The sequence below is a fragment of the Pseudomonas sp. NFACC42-2 genome, from assembly GCF_900116055.1.
Lineage (GTDB): Bacteria > Pseudomonadota > Gammaproteobacteria > Pseudomonadales > Pseudomonadaceae > Aquipseudomonas > Aquipseudomonas marginalis.
This window is the reverse complement of sequence record NZ_FOZO01000015.1, coordinates 43,506-61,505: the sequence shown is the minus strand read 5'-3', so window position 1 is coordinate 61,505 and position 18,000 is coordinate 43,506. Positions and strand designations below refer to the sequence as shown.

At 62.1% G+C, this 18,000-nt stretch carries 15 protein-coding genes; 11 read left to right on the top strand and 4 right to left on the bottom strand.

The genetic code is table 11. The features are described 5' to 3' along the window. Positions 1 to 35 precede the first annotated feature (35 nt). The 4 genes from speA to BM416_RS22520 all read right to left on the bottom strand — a co-directional run bounded on the left by speA (position 36) and on the right by BM416_RS22520 (position 4,162). Positions 36 to 1,949 (bottom strand): arginine decarboxylase, encoded by a 1,914-nt coding sequence (speA, locus tag BM416_RS22535; protein ID WP_092489511.1) that lies wholly within the window; start codon positions 1,947 to 1,949, stop codon positions 36 to 38. A gap of 143 nt (positions 1,950 to 2,092) precedes the next feature. Beyond that, positions 2,093 to 2,464: a translation initiation factor Sui1 gene (locus BM416_RS22530; RefSeq protein WP_027607992.1), complete on the bottom strand. Its 372-nt coding sequence runs from the start codon at positions 2,462 to 2,464 to the stop codon at positions 2,093 to 2,095. Positions 2,465 to 2,645: 181 nt separating this feature from the next. Beyond that, positions 2,646 to 3,182: an NUDIX hydrolase gene (locus BM416_RS22525; RefSeq protein WP_092489510.1), complete on the bottom strand. Its 537-nt coding sequence runs from the start codon at positions 3,180 to 3,182 to the stop codon at positions 2,646 to 2,648. Positions 3,183 to 3,184: 2 nt separating this feature from the next. Next, complete coding sequence (locus BM416_RS22520) at positions 3,185 to 4,162, bottom strand: DUF2333 family protein (RefSeq protein ID WP_370671257.1); 978 nt, start codon at positions 4,160 to 4,162, stop codon at positions 3,185 to 3,187. A 389-nt stretch (positions 4,163 to 4,551) separates the two neighbouring features. Here BM416_RS22520 and BM416_RS22515 point away from each other — a divergent pair, with 389 nt between their 5' ends. The 11 genes from BM416_RS22515 to purD all read left to right on the top strand — a co-directional run bounded on the left by BM416_RS22515 (position 4,552) and on the right by purD (position 17,908). Further along, positions 4,552 to 6,222: a response regulator gene (locus BM416_RS22515; RefSeq protein ID WP_092489509.1), complete on the top strand. Its 1,671-nt coding sequence runs from the start codon at positions 4,552 to 4,554 to the stop codon at positions 6,220 to 6,222. Between the two features lie 53 nt (positions 6,223 to 6,275). Beyond that, positions 6,276 to 8,237 (top strand): methyl-accepting chemotaxis protein, encoded by a 1,962-nt coding sequence (locus BM416_RS22510; RefSeq protein WP_092489508.1) that lies wholly within the window; start codon positions 6,276 to 6,278, stop codon positions 8,235 to 8,237. A 302-nt stretch (positions 8,238 to 8,539) separates the two neighbouring features. After that, entirely contained in the window at positions 8,540 to 8,995 is a 456-nt protein-coding gene (gene aroQ, locus BM416_RS22505) for a type II 3-dehydroquinate dehydratase (RefSeq protein WP_065925560.1), read from the top strand. A gap of 24 nt (positions 8,996 to 9,019) precedes the next feature. Continuing rightward, a complete protein-coding gene (accB, locus tag BM416_RS22500) occupies positions 9,020 to 9,481 on the top strand; it encodes an acetyl-CoA carboxylase biotin carboxyl carrier protein (RefSeq protein WP_027607997.1) in 462 nt (153 codons plus the stop codon). Positions 9,482 to 9,498: 17 nt separating this feature from the next. Further along, positions 9,499 to 10,860, top strand: coding sequence for an acetyl-CoA carboxylase biotin carboxylase subunit (accC, locus tag BM416_RS22495; protein WP_092489507.1), 1,362 nt, complete (start codon positions 9,499 to 9,501; stop codon positions 10,858 to 10,860). A gap of 220 nt (positions 10,861 to 11,080) precedes the next feature. Continuing rightward, positions 11,081 to 11,959 carry a 50S ribosomal protein L11 methyltransferase gene (gene prmA / locus BM416_RS22490; RefSeq protein WP_092489506.1) on the top strand — a complete coding sequence of 293 codons (879 nt, stop codon included), beginning with the start codon at positions 11,081 to 11,083 and terminating at the stop codon, positions 11,957 to 11,959. A 30-nt stretch (positions 11,960 to 11,989) separates the two neighbouring features. Beyond that, positions 11,990 to 13,228 carry a DUF3426 domain-containing protein gene (locus BM416_RS22485; RefSeq protein WP_092489505.1) on the top strand — a complete coding sequence of 413 codons (1,239 nt, stop codon included), beginning with the start codon at positions 11,990 to 11,992 and terminating at the stop codon, positions 13,226 to 13,228. A gap of 185 nt (positions 13,229 to 13,413) precedes the next feature. Further along, positions 13,414 to 14,427: a tRNA dihydrouridine synthase DusB gene (gene dusB / locus BM416_RS22480; RefSeq protein WP_027607756.1), complete on the top strand. Its 1,014-nt coding sequence runs from the start codon at positions 13,414 to 13,416 to the stop codon at positions 14,425 to 14,427. Beyond that, positions 14,424 to 14,744 carry a DNA-binding transcriptional regulator Fis gene (gene fis / locus BM416_RS22475; RefSeq protein ID WP_002555375.1) on the top strand — a complete coding sequence of 107 codons (321 nt, stop codon included), beginning with the start codon at positions 14,424 to 14,426 and terminating at the stop codon, positions 14,742 to 14,744. Before dusB ends, fis begins: the two co-directional genes overlap by 4 nt. A gap of 81 nt (positions 14,745 to 14,825) precedes the next feature. After that, a complete protein-coding gene (gene purH, locus BM416_RS22470; protein ID WP_092489504.1) occupies positions 14,826 to 16,433 on the top strand; it encodes a bifunctional phosphoribosylaminoimidazolecarboxamide formyltransferase/IMP cyclohydrolase in 1,608 nt (535 codons plus the stop codon). Positions 16,434 to 16,615: 182 nt separating this feature from the next. Beyond that, entirely contained in the window at positions 16,616 to 17,908 is a 1,293-nt protein-coding gene (purD, locus tag BM416_RS22465) for a phosphoribosylamine--glycine ligase (protein WP_092489503.1), read from the top strand. Positions 17,909 to 18,000 lie beyond the last annotated feature (92 nt).

Sequence of the window (18,000 nt, the reverse complement as noted above, 5' to 3'; positions counted from 1 at the left end):
TCCGCGAGAAGCAGCGCGCGTCATTCAACCCAGTGTCAGGAAGACAGGTAAGAAGACCGTGTCAGCCCCAACCGCAACGCATCCAGAAACTGTGTACGCTCACTGACACTGATCTTCGCGCTGGCGCACTTGTCACGGTAGTGAGTCATCAACTCCTCCGGCGACAAGTGCACATAGCGCAGCATGTCTTCGATGGTGTCGTGGGTCTCGATGCCGGCGCTGTACACCGAACCGTCTTCGCGCTGGTAGATGTTCACCGAGTCGGTGTCACCGAACAGGTTGTGCATGTCGCCGAGGATTTCCTGGTAGGCGCCCACCAGGAAGATGCCCAGCAGGTAGTCTTCGCCTTCATTCAAGGCGTGCACCGGCAGGCTGGTCTCGATGCTCTGCTCGTCGACGTACTGCTTGATCTTGCCGTCAGAGTCGCAGGTCAGGTCTTGCAGCACGGCGCGGCGCAGCGGCTCTTCGTCTAGACGGTGCAGCGGCAGGATCGGCAGGACCTGGCCGATGGCCCAGGTGTCCGGCAGGCTCTGGAACACCGAGAAGTTGCAGATGTACTTGTCGGCCAGCTTGTCGTTGAGTTCGTCCAGCACCTGGCGATGCGAGCGCTGGCGGGCTTTCAACGAGTTGTGCAGGCGGCGGCACACGGCGAAGTAGCACTGTTCGGCCAGGGCCTTCTCGGCCAGGGTCAGTTTGCCGTCGGCGTACTGGGTGGCCACATCGCTCATGTAGTGAGTGGCGCGCCAGTAGGTTTCGGTGACCATTTCGATATCGGTCGGGCCGAGCAGGTCAACCAGCCATTGCACGGTTTCGGGCAGGCTTTCCTTGTTTTCGATGACCGGGATTTCGTCGTTGTGTTTCTCGACGTCGGTGACCTGCACCACCAGCATGGCGTGGTGGGCAGTCAGGGAGCGGCCGCTTTCGGAGAAGATATTCGGGTGCGGCAGGCTCTGGGCGTCGCAGAATTCCTTGAGCATGCCCACGACCACACCGGCGTAGTCGTCCATGTCGTAGTTGATCGAGCTGGCGTTACGCGAGTGGGTACCGTCGTAGTCCACGCCCAGGCCGCCGCCCACGTCGATGTGGTCCACCGGCAGGCCGAGGTTGCGCAGTTCGCCGTAGTAACGAATGGCTTCCTTGAACCCATGCTGGTAGTCGGCCAGGTTGGCGATCTGCGAACCCATGTGGAAGTGCAGCAGGCGGATGCCCTGGTCCAGGCCCGCCGCGCGGAAGCGCTCGACCACCGACAGCAGTTGCGCCGCCGACAACCCGAACTTGGACTTCTCGCCACCGGTGTCCGCCCACTTGCTCGACGCCAGGGACGACAGGCGCACGCGCAGGCCCACCTGTGGCTTGACCTTGAGGCTGGCGGCCTCTTCGATCACCAGTTCAACTTCGGATTCTTTCTCGATCACGATAAACACATTGTGGCCGAGCTTCTGGCCCATCAGCGCCAGGCGGATGAACTCGCGGTCCTTGTAACCGTTGCAGACGATGGTGCCGCCCTTCGGCGCCAGGGCCAGCACGGCCAGCAGCTCAGGCTTGGAGCCGGCTTCGAGGCCGATGGAAACGTTCTGGGTGGCGATGATGTTCTCGATCACCGCTTCCTGCTGGTTCACCTTGATCGGGTACAGCGCGGTGTACTTGCTCTGGTATTCCAGGCGCTCGATGTTGGCGTCGAAAGCGCCGGTCAGCTGGCGTACACGGTCTTGCAGGATGTCGGGAAAACGCACCAGCAGCGGCAGGGAAAGACCGCTCTTGCGCAGCTCGTCCACTTGCTCGTAAAGGTCGACGGGTGTGCTGTTCGGGCCGTTCGGACGGACTTCAACGCGACCGGCATCATTGATCGCGAAATACCCGGCCCCCCAATGGCGAATCCCGTAAACACTGCGGCTGTCCGCAACTGTCCATTGGCTGCCATCGTCTTTGCGTGTGCGTCGTACGGACATCGAAGTCCCCTATAAATGAAGGCGAAGGCGCCGCCTCTCGTTCGAGGCTGGCGCAGTCTAAAGAATGAAAATGACGATTTGCCTGTAAGCAAGGTAGACCCCACTCGCAGGACAGAGTTTAGACACAGGTTGGGAAGAGGCTTTCAGCCGCCGGACTTCTTGGCCTTGTAACCCAGCCTGATCAGCTCGGCCAACAGCAGTTCGACGTGATCGCCCTGGATCTCGATGACACCGTCTTTCAACGCGCCACCGGTGCCACAGCGCTTTTTCAGCGTGGTGGCCAGTGCCTTGAGCGGCTCTTCGGCCAACGGCACGCCGGTGATGGTGGTCACCGTCTTGCCGCCACGGCCTTTGCTTTCGCGGCGCACGCGGGCAATACCGTCGCCTTCGGGGATCAGGGTCTGTTTGCAGGTACACGAATCCACGGGCTGACGACAGTCCGGGCAGTGTCGACCTGCGTCGGTGGAAAATACCAGGCCACCAAGGGCGGCGAAGGATGCGGCTTTTTTGGCCACCGGCAATCCTCTTGGGAGGACAAAGACTGATCGGCCTCCGCTAAGGGACGACCGACCGCGAAGCCCCACTCAGGCAGGGGCAGCGCTACCGAGCCGCCAAGGCGGTTCGGGTGAAAAGTCGCGCAGTGTAACGGCAAAAAGCCCACTTGCTAAGAGCCAAATGGCGCCAATTTATGCAGCTTTAGCGACGTGAGGCCAGATAGCGCCGCAAGCCCTCCTGGGCGTCCGGGCAGTAAGGCTTGTGCTCGGCTTCCTGCAGGACCGTTTCCACGGGCAAAAAGCGCGCTTCCATGACCTCTTCAGGCTGCAGGCGAAGGGGACCGTCCCAGGTCGCCGAGTAGGATTTGCACCAGAGCCGGCTGTTGCCATCCTCAAAGTAGAAATGGTCATGCTCGATCAATTCCACCCCGCCGACACCCAACTCTTCTTCCAGCTCGCGGGCCGCCGACACCGCGTAGGACTCACCCGCCGCAACCATCCCGCCCGCCGCCGTATCCCAGAACCCCGGGTACAGGGCCTTGCTCAGGGTGCGCCGATGCACGCACAGCTCACCCTTGGAATTGAACAGGAAGATAAAGGTGCAACGGCCGATCAGGCCGCGCTGGCGCAAATCGGACCTGACGAGGTGGCCGAGCAGGTTGTCCTGCTCGTCGACCCAGCAGATCAGTTCGGCATCGGAGGCCGCACGGTGCGCGGCCTCGTTTTGAGCAGCGTCCATCATCAACCCTGGTTGAGCAGTTGACGCAAATCGATCACCGCCGCGTTGGCCCGGGAAATGTAGTTGGCCATGACCAGCGAATGGTTAGCCAACACGCCGAAACCGCTGCCGTTGAGGATCATCGGGCTCCAGACCGGCTCTTGCGAAGCCTCCAGCTCACGAATGATCTGGCGCACGCTGACGGTGGCGTTTTTCTTGGCCAGTACGTCGGCAAAGTCGACTTCGATGGCACGCAACAGGTGGGACAGCGCCCAGGCCTGGCCACGGGCCTCGTAGAACACGTTATCGATCTGCATCCATGGGGTTTCCACCACTTCTTCGTCGACCTGCGGCACTTCGCCCGGCGCCAGGGCTTCGGTTTTCAGTGCGGTGTTCAATTTGACCCGGCCGACGCTGGCCGACAGGCGTTGCGACAGCGAACCCAGGCGAGTGGCCACATCGCCCAGCCAGTTGTTCAGGTTGTCGGCGCGGGCATAGAACAAGGCGCCACGCTGATTCGGGTCGGACAGGCGCGCTTCATAGCGGTTCAGGGAGTTGATGCCTTCCTGGTACTCCGACTCACTGGACGGCAGCACCCAGCTCTTGTTGTCGAAGTTGAAACGCGGCTCGGCCTTGGCCAGATCGGCGTCTTCGGCCGACTGCGACTGGGAGCGGGCGAAGTCTTTACGCAGGGCGCGGGTCAGGTCGCGCACCTGCACCAGCACGCCGTATTCCCAGCTGGGCATGTTGTCCATCCACAGGCCCGGCGGGAAACGGTCGTTGGAAATATAGCCACCGGGCTTGTTCAGCAACGTGCCGACCACGGTCTTGAGGGTTTCGACGGTGGTATAGCCCACCACCATCTGCTTGCCTTCCTTCTCGGCAGCAAGCTGCGCGTTCTGCTGGACCGGGAACAGCGCCGGCTCTTCGCTCCAGTACCAACCCAGGGCGCCGGTGACCAACAGATACAGGCCGAGCACGCTGAGCACGGCTCGGCTCATCAGCAGGGTACGAAAATAGCTGCGGTTGGCCGACTTGGGCTCAGGGGCAGGGCCTTTGGCACTGCCCGCACGGTTTTTCCAGTCCAGCATGGCGATATCCTTTCAATCACTTGAGTTCATGCACTTGAATTGAGGGCGTGCGTTCAAACACTCCGACCACAACCCTACCCCATCGTGCCCGCCCATGCGGGGCTTTTCACCAAACGTGCATGCGGCAAGCATTCGACTATAAAGGATGCACGCTTTTTAAGCTGCGCGACCGTCAGGTCACCCACTGAATATCAGGGACACGCAGTTAATTGACATATGACACTCATCCCATTGAAAAGAGGTGCTAGCATAGAGCCATCAGTTCGACCTCAGCATGCACCCTCACTAGTAGTCAGGATATGACCGAGCCAGAAGACCCCAGCCGTGAGCGTCTCAAGCAGCATTTTGCCCAGCGGGTAATTCATCAGGCACGTCAAATTCTTGAGATCTGGCAGCGCCTGCAACGCAGCGAATGGTCAGGCGCCGACCTCTCCGAACTCAGCGAGGCCAACCTGCGCCTGCAGCGCTTCGCCGAGCGTTTCGAACAGCCCGAGCACGGCCAACTGGCCCGGCACATCGGCGAATCGCTCAAGGCCGTGGACGAAAACCGCGGGCGCCTGAGCAGCCAGTTGATCACCGAGCTCAACCGCTTGATGCAGCGCCTGTCCCGCACCGGCCTGCGCCAGGGCGACCAGCTGGAACAAACCTTCCTGCCGCCGATGCGCAAGCCGATTTACGTGATGCTGGCCGATCACGACCGCGCCGAACGCCTGGCCAAGCAGCTGGAATTCTTTGGCATGAGCGCCCAGTCCCTGGACAGCGTCGCGGCGTTTCGCGCGTCCATGGCCGAGCGCCTGCCGTCGGCGATCGTGATGGACGTGGACTTCTGCGGCACCGGCCTGGGCCTCAAGCTCGCCGCCGAAGCCCAGGAAGGCCTGGAGCATAAGCTGCCGCTGTTGTTTTTCAGCCTGCACGAAACCGACACCCCCACTCGCCTCGCCGCCGTGCGCGCCGGCGGCCAGGAATTCCTCACCGGCACGCTGGAAGCCTCCAGCCTGCTGGAAAAGATCGAAGTGCTGACCTGCGTCGCCCAGTACGAACCGTACAAAGTGCTGATCATCGATGACTCGCGCGCCCAGGCGCTGCACACCGAGCGCTTGCTCAACAGTGCCGGCATCGTCACCCGCACCTTGATCGAGCCGATCCAGGCCATGGCCGAGCTGGCAGACTTCCAGCCCGACCTGATCATCCTCGACATGTACATGCCGGCCTGCACCGGCACCGAACTGGCCAAGGTGATTCGCCACAATGACCGTTACGTCAGTGTGCCGATCATCTACCTGTCGGCCGAAGACGACCTGGACAAGCAACTGGACGCCATGAGCGAAGGCGGCGACGACTTCCTCACCAAACCGATCAAGCCGCGCCACCTGATCACCACCGTGCGCAACCGTGCCGCCCGTGCGCGCAACCTCAAGGCGCGGATGGTGCGTGACAGCCTGACCGGGCTGTACAACCACACCCATATCCTGCAATTGCTCGAAGACTGCAGCTTCCGCGCGCGCCGCGAGAACAAGCCGCTGAGCTTTGCCATGCTCGACATCGACCACTTCAAGCGGGTCAATGACAGCCACGGCCACCCCATGGGCGACCGCGTGATCAAGAGCCTGGCGTTGTTTCTCAAGCAGCGCCTGCGCAAGACCGACTACATCGGCCGCTATGGCGGTGAAGAGTTCGCCATCGTGATGCCCGACACCGACCTGGACTCGGCCTGTAAGGTGCTGGATGAAATTCGTGGGCGTTTTGCCGAGATTCACTACCCGGCGCAACCGCAGGATTTGTGGTGCACCTTCAGCGCCGGGGTGGTGGAGCTGTGTGACGGCTCCGACAGCCTGATGATGGCCGCCCAGGCCGACGAGGCGCTGTACCGCGCCAAGGATGCCGGGCGTAACCGCGTGCACGCGGCGCGCACGTCAAAGCAAAGTGCCACCTTTTCACCAGAATCCAGTGATTCCGTCATAACCCTGTAATGAAAACGCAATAACTTCAGGCACTTACCTTTTGCTGTCGGTTGATACCCCGCATGCGCCTGAAGCTGCTGACCAATCTCAATACCCTCCTGCTGGTGGCCGTGTGCCTGGCACTTGGAGCGACGCTGTGGTGGTCGCAACGGGCGCTGGAACGACCTTATTTGCTGATGGAACGCTACCTCGGTCTGTCACAGACCTTCCAGAACCAGGCCGCGCGCAATATCGACGACTACCTCGCCAGCGGTGATGCATTGCGCTTGAGCAGTGCCAGCCAGAGCCTGGAAAGCCTGTTGCAGCACCTGGATGAACTGCCCGCCGATCTCGCGCAGAACCTGCGCCCCAGCCTTGCGGACCTGGATGCCTTCAGCAAGACCGACCTGCTGGCGGCCGGTAAGTTGGCAGGTGACCCACAAGCCCTGTTGCTGCAGGCCGAGCGGGAGCTGGGCGCCAACCTGGAGCAGTTGAGCCAATACGCAATGGGCGTCAACAGCGCCGAAGCCGCGCGCTACCTGCCACCGCTGCTGGCGGCCTCACTGCACCTGGACAAGCTGTCCCTGGCCCGCGACAAACTGGTGAGCAGCGGCCGCGCGGAACTGGCGGACGATGTGGAACGCGAAGTCGGCAATATGCGCAGCCAGGCCGACCTGCTGGAGCAACTGCCATTACTCGGGGTAAAGGCCAGCGCAGAATCCAACACCGATGATTTTTCGGCCTTGATGGGCCTGGAAAACAGCGCAAAAACCGAAGCCCAGGACACCGGCGTCGACCTCAAGCGCGAACTCAACGGCCTGCTGGCCCGCTACCCCGCCGAACTCCAGCGCACCCGCACGCAGATCCAGCAGCGTGCCGACCTGGGCGCCGCCACCCACTTGAAAATCGCCGCCGTTCAGCAGGCCATCGCCGGCCTCGAGCCGGTGGTGCGTGCGCAACACGGCAAGATCCAGGGCGAAGTGCGCCTGATGCAAGGCGTGATGATCGGCCTGATTCTGCTGATCGCCCTGTTGATCGACACCCTGCAACGGCGCCTGGCGCGGGTGCTGACCAACCTGGCCCCCGCCTTGTCGACCTGGGGCGAGGGCAACTTCAGCCAGCCGATCACCTTGGGCAAGACCAACCGCGAGCTGCGCGACATCGAAGCGTCCCTCAACCGTCTACGCGCCTACCTGGTGGATCTGGTGGGAACCATCCGTGGCAATGCCGAAGAAGTGGCCGGCAGCAGCCGCGCCCTGGCCGAACTGAGCAGTGGCCTGCACGACGGCGCCGAACGCCAGGCAGGGGATACCGCGCAGATTCGTGACTCCCTGGGCGAACTGGAGGCCACCATCCAGCAAGTCGCCGGTGATGCCAGCCAGGCGGCCGGCGCCAGCCGCAGCGCGGGCCAGGCGGTCGAGCAAGGCCAGCGCGTGATCGGCCTGAGCCTCACCGGCCTGCACGCGCTGGTGGGTGAAGTGCAGCAAAATGCGCAGATGATCGAGAAACTTGCCGAGGAGTCCGCCACCATTGGCGGCGTATTGACCGTGATTCGCTCGATTGCCGACCAGACCAACCTGCTGGCGCTCAACGCCGCCATCGAAGCCGCACGCGCCGGTGAGGCCGGGCGCGGCTTTGCCGTGGTCGCCGACGAAGTGCGCACCCTGGCCCAACGCACCGCTGGCGCCACCGCCGAGATCCAGGGCTTGATCACCGGCCTGCAAACCGCCGCGCACCAATCGGTGCAGGGCATGCGCGCCCAGGTCGAACACGCCGAAGCCACCGCCCAGCAAGCCCAGGCGGCGGATGGCGCGCTGGATGAAATCGTCGGCGCGATCCAGACCATTTCCGCCACCGCCGTGCGGATTGCCGATGTAACGGCGCAGCAAAGTGGCGCCGTGAGTGAGATTCGCGACAACAGCGAGCGGATTCATCAGCTCGGCGAGGATAATTTGCTGCGCATCGGCCAGGGCCGCAGCCAGGGTGAGCATTTGCTGGTGCTGGGTGGGCAGCTCAATACGGCAGTGCAGGCGTTCCGCGTCTGACCCGCCCCATGAAGATCCAAAATCAAATGAAAATCAAAATGTGGGAGGGGGCTTGCCCCCGATAGCGGTGGATCAGTTACAGATGCGAGACTGACACACTGCAATCGGGAGCAAGCCCCCACATTTGATCTCCACGGGATTCAAGGGCGTATTACCAATGACCGGATCCCGACCCCCAGTCACAAATTTTGCGCAATCCTCGCTAATCGTGCTGCCTACTGCATAGAACTGGACAGTCACAAAGGCTTTGCGGCATAGTCGCCGGGTTCTGCCTTGCCCACACCAATAACAAGGAACAGCCGATGGCGACCTTACTGGTTCTTCACGGACCCAACCTGAACCTGCTCGGCACCCGTGAACCGGGCGTCTACGGGGCAGTAACCCTCGATCAGATCAACCTTGACCTGGAACGACGGGCACGTGAAGCCGGCCACCATTTGCTCTACCTGCAAAGCAATGCCGAGTATGAATTGATTGATCGCATCCATGCCGCCCGTAGCGAAGGCGTGGACTTTATCCTGATCAATCCCGCCGCTTTTACGCACACAAGCGTTGCATTACGTGACGCGCTGCTGGCGGTGAGCATCCCATTCATCGAAGTGCATTTATCGAACGTGCACAAACGCGAACCTTTCCGCCATCACTCTTACTTCTCCGACGTTGCGGTAGGAGTGATCTGCGGCCTTGGCGCCAGCGGTTACCGACTGGCCCTGGAGGCCGCCCTGGAACAGCTTGAAGAACAGGCCAAGCGCCCCTGACCGACCCTTGGGAGTTGATGATTCATGGATATCCGTAAAGTTAAGAAACTGATCGAACTGCTGGAAGAATCCGGTATCGACGAGCTGGAAATCAAGGAAGGCGAAGAGTCCGTACGGATCAGCCGCCACAGCAAGACCCCGGCCCAACAGTTCTACGCACCACAGATGCAAGCACCGGCACCGGCTGCTGCTCCGGCCGCCGCGCCTGCTGCTGCCGCGGCACCTGCCGCACCGGCAGCCCCTGCGCTGAACGGTTTCGTGGTCAAGTCGCCAATGGTCGGTACGTTCTACCGCACCCCGGCACCGACCTCGCCAGCCTTCGTTGAAGTAGGCAAGACCGTGAAAGTGGGCGACACCATCTGCATCGTTGAAGCGATGAAGATGATGAACCACATCACGGCCGAAAAAGCCGGCGTCATCGAATCCATCCTGGTAGAAAACGGTCAGCCGGTTGAGTACGACCAGCCGCTGTTCACCATCGTTTGAACCGCGGAGCGCCTTCGATGTTGAAACCTGCGAAGAAACTGCAAAAAGTCCTGATCGCCAACCGCGGCGAGATCGCGCTGCGTATCCTGCGCGCCTGTAAGGAAGAGGGCATCAAGACCGTCGCTGTTTACTCGACGGCCGATACCGAATTGATGCACGTGAAACTGGCGGACGAGAGCATCTGCATCGGCCCGCCACTGGCCACGAACTCGTACCTGAAAGTCTCGAACATTATCGCCGCCGCAGAAGTGACCGGCGCTGATGGCATCCACCCGGGCTACGGCTTCCTCGCGGAAAACGCCGATTTCGCCGAACAGGTGGAAAAATCCGGGTTTGCCTTCATCGGCCCGAAAGCCGAAACCATTCGCCTGATGGGCGACAAGGTCTCGGCCAAGGACGCCATGATCGCCGCCGGCGTGCCAACCGTTCCTGGCTCCGACGGCCCGCTGCCTGAAGACGAGGAAACCGCACTGCGCATTGGTCGCGAAGTCGGCTACCCGGTGATCATCAAGGCCGCCGGTGGCGGTGGTGGTCGCGGCATGCGCGTGGTGCACAAGGAAGAAGAACTGATCGAAGCGGCCAAGCAGACTCGCTCCGAAGCGGCTGCCTGGTTCGGCAACCCGATGGTCTACCTGGAGAAGTACCTGACCAACCCACGTCACGTGGAAGTGCAGGTGCTGTCCGACGGCCAGGGCCACGCCATCCACCTGGGCGACCGCGATTGCTCGCTGCAACGTCGTCACCAGAAGGTGCTGGAAGAAGCACCGGCACCGGGCCTGGACGAAACCGCTCGCCAGGAAGTCCTGGCTCGCTGCGTCAAGGCGTGCATCGACATCAACTACCGTGGCGCCGGCACCTTCGAGTTCCTCTACGAGAACGGCCGCTTCTACTTCATCGAGATGAACACTCGCGTGCAGGTAGAGCACCCGGTGTCGGAGATGGTCACCGGTATCGACATCGTCAAGGAGATGCTCAGCATCGCCGCCGGCAACGTGCTGTCCTTCACCCAGGACGACGTGAAGCTCCACGGCCACTCCCTGGAGTGCCGGATCAACGCCGAAGACCCGAAGACCTTTATCCCAAGCCCTGGCCTGGTCAAGCATTTCCACGCGCCCGGCGGCAACGGCGTACGTGTGGATTCGCACCTGTACAGCGGCTACAAGGTTCCGTCCAACTACGACTCGCTGATCGGCAAGCTGATCACCTGGGGCGCGACCCGCGACGAGGCCATGGCCCGTATGCGCAATGCCCTGGACGAAATCGTGGTCGACGGCATCAAGACCAACATCCCGCTGCACCGGGACCTGGTTCGTGATGAAGGCTTCTGCGAAGGTGGTGTGAACATTCACTACCTGGAACACAAGCTGGCCAACCAGTAAGTGCTCCACCCAACAAAGCCGCCTTCGGGCGGCTTTGTTGTTTGTGGGCCCTCTACTTTTTTGAAGATGTACACCGTCAAAATGTGGGAGGGGGCTTGCCCCCTCCCACATTTGACCGGCGTGCAGTCAGTAGTGTCGTCTTCTGCCCGCCGCTCGCGTAAACTTGCGCGCTTTCGCAGCCTACCCCGCTGCACACTCATTTTTTTCAAAGGTGCCCGCCATGCCTTGGCTGCAAGTCCGTCTCGCCATCAGCCCAGAACAAGCCGAAACCTACGAAGACGCGTTCCTCGAAGTGGGCGCCGTCTCGGTGACCTTCATGGATGCCGAAGACCAACCGATCTTCGAACCCGAGCTGAATACCACCCCGCTGTGGTCCCACACCCATCTACTGGCCCTGTTCGAAGACGGCACCGACGACGCCGCCGTGCTGGCCCATATGGAATTGCTCACCGGCAGCCCATTGCCTGAGCATCACAGCGAAATCATCGAAGACCAGGACTGGGAGCGCAGCTGGATGGACAACTTCCAGCCGATGCGCTTCGGCCAGCGCCTGTGGATCGTGCCGAGCTGGCATGCCGCCCCGGAGCCGAACGCGGTCAACCTGCTGCTGGATCCGGGCCTGGCATTCGGCACCGGCACCCACCCCACTACCGCGTTGTGCCTGGAGTGGCTGGACGGCCAGGACCTGACGGGCAGCCACGTGCTGGATTTCGGCTGCGGCTCGGGGATCCTGGCGATTGCCGCCCTGTTGCTGGGCGCCAAGGAAGCCGTGGGCACCGACATCGACGTGCAGGCCCTGGAAGCGTCCCGGGATAACGCCGGGCGCAACAACATTCCTGACGGCAAATTCCCGCTCTACCTGCCGCAGGATTTGCCCCAGGTGCAGGCCGACGTGCTGGTCGCCAATATCCTCGCCGGCCCGCTGGTGTCCCTGGCGCCGCAACTGTCGAGCCTGGTCAAGCCGGGCGGGCGCCTGGCGCTGTCGGGCATCCTCGCCGAGCAGGGCGAAGATGTCGCCGCCGCCTACGCCAAGGATTTCGAGCTGGATCCGATCGCTAACCGTGATGGCTGGGTACGCATCAGCGGACGTCGGCGCTAGAATGAGCGCTTGCCTGAATCGGATGGCCGCATGACCGACAGTTTCGTCACCCAGTGCCCGCATTGCCAAACCCGCTTTCGCGTCAACCACGCCCAATTGAGCGTGGCTCGCGGCGTGGTTCGCTGCGGCTCGTGCCTGCAAGTCTTCAACGCTGCCCGCCAGCTGCTGGAGCAGCGCGCCCAGGCGCCTGCGCCGGAGCAGCCGGCCACGATCGAGCCTGTGCGCGAAGCCGCGCCTGAACCACAGCGGGCAATCAGCCAGAAGCAGTGGAGCGCCGAAGAGCTGGACCTGGACAATCTGGACCTGGACCAGGAACTGGCCAAGCTGGAACGCCGCGAGATTCAGCACACGCTGCCCGTAGGCGCGGAACGCCGCCAGCCCGGTGCCGACCGCCGGCAGAAAGAAGACGCTCTCAGCGCCAGCCGCGAAACCGTCAAGGCCGAAGAAGAAAAATGGGCCGCCAGCCTGTTCAGCGAACCGCCTGAAGAACGCGCCTCCGCCGCCGAAGACGAACCTGAACCGACCAAAGCCCCTGCGACCAGGCAGCGCACCGAGCCCTCCATGTCGTTGCACCTCGACGATGAGCCCGCGCTGCGCTCAACCCCGGAAGATGAACACATCGACCCGCCGTTCACGCCCCTGACAGCGGCAGCGGATGAAGCGGAGCCCGAAGAGCGCGCGCAATCCCGTCGCAAGCGCCCACGCTCCGAAGCCGGCATCCATGACGACCTGCTCCAGGACCTGGAAGACGACCCTCTGCACCTGTACGCGCAAAAACGCCCGCAGGGCCTGGGCCGTCGCCTGATCTGGATGCTGCTGGTACTGATCGCCGCCGCCGGCCTGGCCGCGCAGTACATTGCCTATCAGTTCGACGATCTGGCCCGCCAGGACGCTTACCGCCCATGGTTCCAGCAACTGTGCCCGACACTGGGCTGCACAGTGCCGTCGCGGGTCGATATCGCCCATATCAAGAGCAGCAACCTGGTGGTACGCAGCCACCCGGAGTTCGCCGGGGCGCTGGTGGTGGATGCGATCATCTATAACCGCGCGACGTTCTCCCAGCCCTTTCCGCTGCTGGAACTGCGTTTCGCCGACCTCAACGGCAACCTGATTGCCAATCGTCGCTTCAAGCCCACCGAATACCTGAGCGGCGAGTTGGCCGGGGTGAGCGAAATGCCATCGCAAACCCCGATCCATATCTCCCTGGATATCCTCGATCCGGGCAATAAAGCCGTGAATTACAGCCTGAGCTTCCACTCGCCCGAGTGAATCGGCCTACGCACCGTCGCTTGACGGTGGAGTATTGACTGGGCACCGCCCATCCAAACCGGCGGCGATAAAGAAATAACTGTTCAGATTTTATCCAATTCAGCCTTTATCCAGTCATCGAGAGCGGGTATCATGCCAACCCTTTTTCGAACTCTAATGATCCGGCCCCACAACAGGGAAGTCCTATGTCGGCGGTACGCATCGGCCCATATACATTGCAGAATGGCTTGATTCTCGCCCCGATGGCGGGCGTCACCGACCAGCCCTTTCGTCAGCTGTGCAAGCGTTTGGGCGCGGGTCTAGTAGTCTCGGAAATGGTCACCAGCGACATGAGCTTGTGGAACACCCGCAAATCGCGGATGCGCATGATCCACGAAGGTGATCCCGAGCCCCGCTCGGTCCAGATCGCCGGGGGTGATGCGCAGATGCTGGCGGATGCGGCCCGGGCCAACGTGGAGTTGGGCGCACAGATCATCGATATCAACATGGGCTGCCCGGCCAAGAAGGTCTGCAACAAGGCCGCCGGTTCCGCGCTGTTGAAAGATGAGCAGTTGGTTGCCGAGATCCTGCAGGCCGTTGTTGCCGCAGTGGATGTGCCGGTGACCCTGAAGATTCGTACCGGCTGGGACCGGGACAACAAGAACGGCCTGACGGTGGCGAAGATCGCCGAACAGGCAGGCATTACAGCGCTGGCGGTGCATGGTCGCACCCGCGCCGACCTTTACACCGGTGAAGCCGAGTACGACACCATCGCCGCGATCAAGCAGGCGGTGTCGATGCCGGTATTTGCCAATGGCGACATCGACTCGGCCGAAAAAGCCCGGCGCGTGCTGCACGCCACCGGTGCCGATGGTGTGTTGATTGGCCGGGCCGCCCAGGGGCGGCCGTGGATTTTTCGTGAGGTCGAGCATTTCCTGCGTACGGGTGAAGTCCTGCCAGCGCCGGAACTGGTCGAGGTGGAACGTATTCTGCTAGAGCATCTGGCTGCACTTCACACCTTCTATGGAGAGGTGATGGGCGTGCGTATTGCTCGCAAGCATGTGGGTTGGTATCTCGCAACCCTGCCAGGCGCCAGGGAGTTTCGCGCCGGGTTCAATCGTTTGGATGAAACGCAAGCACAGGTCACCGCCGTTCGTGAGTTTTTTGCCGAACGAGACAAGAGCCTGAGAGCAGGGGACGGAGAATGGGTGGCCGCATGACGATGATGACCGAGACTTTAGTGAGTGGAACAACACCCGTGAGCGACAACGTCAATTTGAAACAGCACCTCAACACGCCGAGCGAAGAAGGCCAGACCCTTCGCGGGAGTGTCGAGAAGGCGCTGCATAATTATTTCGCCCACCTTGAGGGCGCTTCCGTCACGGACGTGTACAACCTGGTGCTCTCCGAAGTCGAGGCGCCCCTGCTCGAAAGCGTGATGAACTACGTCAAGGGCAACCAGACCAAAGCCAGTGAGCTGCTGGGCCTCAACCGTGGCACCTTGCGCAAAAAGCTCAAGCAATACGATTTGCTGTAAGCATTCAATCAAACCAGAAAGGCGCCCGCGTAAAACCGGTCGCCTTTTTTGCTGACTCCTTTGCTTTTGATGGAAATTGAAATGACCGACCAGACTACCCGCCTGCCGATCCGCCGCGCCTTGATCAGTGTCTCCGACAAGACCGGGATCCTCGAATTTGCCCGGGAGCTGGAAGCCCTGGGCGTGGAAATCCTCTCCACGGGCGGGACCTTCAAGCTGCTGCAGGACAACGGCGTGGCCGCAGTGGAAGTGGCGGACTACACCGGCTTCGCAGAAATGATGGACGGTCGCGTCAAGACCCTGCACCCGAAAATCCACGGCGGCATCCTCGGCCGTCGCGGCATCGACGACGCCATCATGACCGAGCACGGCATCAAGCCGATCGACCTGGTGGCCGTCAACCTCTACCCGTTCGAAGCCACCATCAACAAGCCGGGCTGCGACCTGCCGACCGCCATCGAAAACATCGATATCGGCGGCCCGACCATGGTTCGCTCGGCGGCCAAGAACCACAAAGACGTGGCCATCGTGGTCAACGCCGGCGACTACGCCCACGTGCTGGAAAGCCTGAAAGCCGGCGGCCTGACCTATGCCCAGCGTTTCGACCTGATGCTCAAGGCGTTCGAACACACCGCCGCCTACGACGGTATGATCGCCAACTACATGGGCACCGTGAACCAGGCCGCCGAAACCCTTAGCACAGAAGGCCGCAGCCAGTTCCCGCGCACCTTCAACAGCCAGTTCATCAAGGCCCAGGAAATGCGCTACGGCGAGAACCCGCACCAGAGCGCGGCGTTCTACGTGGAAGCCAAGCCTGCCGAAGTGGGCATCGCCACTGCGACCCAACTGCAAGGCAAAGAACTGTCCTACAACAACGTGGCCGATACCGACGCCGCGCTGGAATGCGTGAAGAGCTTCGTCAAGCCGGCCTGCGTGATCGTCAAGCACGCCAACCCGTGCGGCGTGGCCGTGAGCCCGGACGCTGAAGGCGGCATTCGCCAGGCGTACGAACTGGCCTACGCCACCGACACCGAATCCGCGTTCGGCGGCATCATCGCCTTCAACCGTGAACTGGATGCAGAGACGGCCAAGGCCATCGTCGAGCGTCAGTTCGTCGAAGTGATCATCGCCCCTTCCGTGAGCGAAGAAGCCCGCGCCATCGTGGCGGCCAAAGCCAACGTGCGCCTGCTGGCCTGCGGCGAGTGGTCGGCTGAACGTGCCGCTGCCTGGGACTACAAGCGCGTCAATGGCGGCCTGCTGGTACAGAGCCGCGATATCGGCATGATCGGCAGCGCAGACCTGAAAGTGGTGACCAAGCGCGCCCCGACCGAGCAAGAGATCAACGACCTGATCTTCGCCTGGAAAGTGGCCAAGTACGTTAAATCCAACGCCATCGTCTACGCCAAGAACCGCCAGACCATCGGTGTCGGCGCTGGCCAGATGAGCCGCGTGAACTCGGCGCGTATCGCCGCGATCAAGGCCGAGCACGCCGGTTTGCAGGTGGCCGGCTCGGTGATGGCGTCGGATGCATTCTTCCCGTTCCGTGATGGCCTGGACAACGCCGCGAAAGCCGGCGTGACGGCCGTGATCCAACCGGGCGGCTCGATGCGCGATGCCGAGGTGATCGCCGCTGCCGATGAAGCCGGCATTGCCATGGTCTTCACCGGCATGCGCCACTTCCGTCACTGAGCTAACTCGAGCGAAATGTGGCAGCCGGTTTCGTGGCGAGGGAGCTTGCTCCCGCTGGGGGGCGAAGCGCCCCCCAGCGGGAGCAAGCTGCGCTGTCGAACGGGAGCAAGCGCCCTTGCCACAAGAGTCCGGCTCCACATTAAAGCGCTCGTACAGCGCCTACAGAATTTGAGGTTTTTGGAATGAATGTTTTGATCATTGGCAGCGGTGGCCGTGAACACGCCCTGGCCTGGAAAGTTGCCCAGGACCCACGGGTCCAGAAAGTCTTCGTCGCCCCCGGCAACGCCGGTACCGCCATCGAAGCCAAGTGCGAAAACGTCGCCATCGACGTACTGGCTCTTGAGCAACTGGCCGACTTCGCCGAGAAAAACGTCTCCCTGACCATCGTCGGTCCGGAAGTGCCATTGGTTGCCGGTGTCGTAGACCTGTTCCGCAGCCGCGGCCTGGATTGCTTCGGTCCAACCGCCGGCGCGGCCCAGCTGGAAGGCTCGAAAGCCTTCACCAAGGATTTCCTGGCGCGCCACAAGATCCCGACCGCCGACTACCAGAACTTCACCGAGATCGAGCCCGCCCTGGCCTACCTGCGTGAAAAAGGTGCACCGATCGTGATCAAGGCCGACGGCCTGGCCGCCGGTAAAGGCGTAATCGTCGCCATGACCCTGCAGGAAGCCGAAGACGCCGTGCGTGACATGCTCGCCGGTAACGCCTTCGGTGACGCGGGTTCGCGCGTCGTCATCGAGGAATTCCTCGACGGCGAGGAAGCCAGCTTTATCGTGATGGTCGACGGCAAGAACGTGCTGCCGATGGCCACCAGCCAGGACCACAAACGCGTCGGCGACGCCGACACAGGCCCGAACACCGGCGGCATGGGTGCCTACTCCCCTGCCCCGGTGGTGACCGCCGACGTGCACCAGCGCGTGATGGACCTGGTGATCTGGCCGACCGTGCGTGGCATGGCCGATGAAGGCAATGTGTACACCGGTTTCCTCTACGCCGGCCTGATGATCGACAAAGCCGGTAACCCGAAAGTCATCGAGTTCAACTGCCGCTTCGGCGACCCGGAAACCCAGCCGGTGATGCTGCGCCTGCAATCGAGCCTGGTGCTGCTGGTGGAAGCCGCGCTGGCCCAAGCCCTGGACAAGGTTGAAGCGCAGTGGGATCCACGTCCGAGCGTCGGCATTGTGCTGGCCGCCGGTGGTTACCCGGCCGACTACGCCAAGGGCGATGTGATTGAAGGCCTGGACGCGGCTGCTACCCTGGAAGGCAAGGTGTTCCATGCGGGCACCGCGCTCAAGGATGGCAAGGTCGTGACCGCCGGAGGCCGTGTGCTGTGTGCCACCGCCATGGGTGCCAGCGTCGACGCCGCACAGCAACAGGCGTACAAGCTGGCCGCGAAAATCGACTGGAAAGGCTGCTTCTACCGCACGGACATCGGCTACCGCGCCATTGCCCGTGAACGTGGCGAAAACCAGTAACGCAAGCTATCCGTTCGGTTAGGCAAGGGCTTCTGGCCCTTGCCGTATACAGGCCTCCCCGCGCATAGTTAACCGTGCATCAACCTACGAAG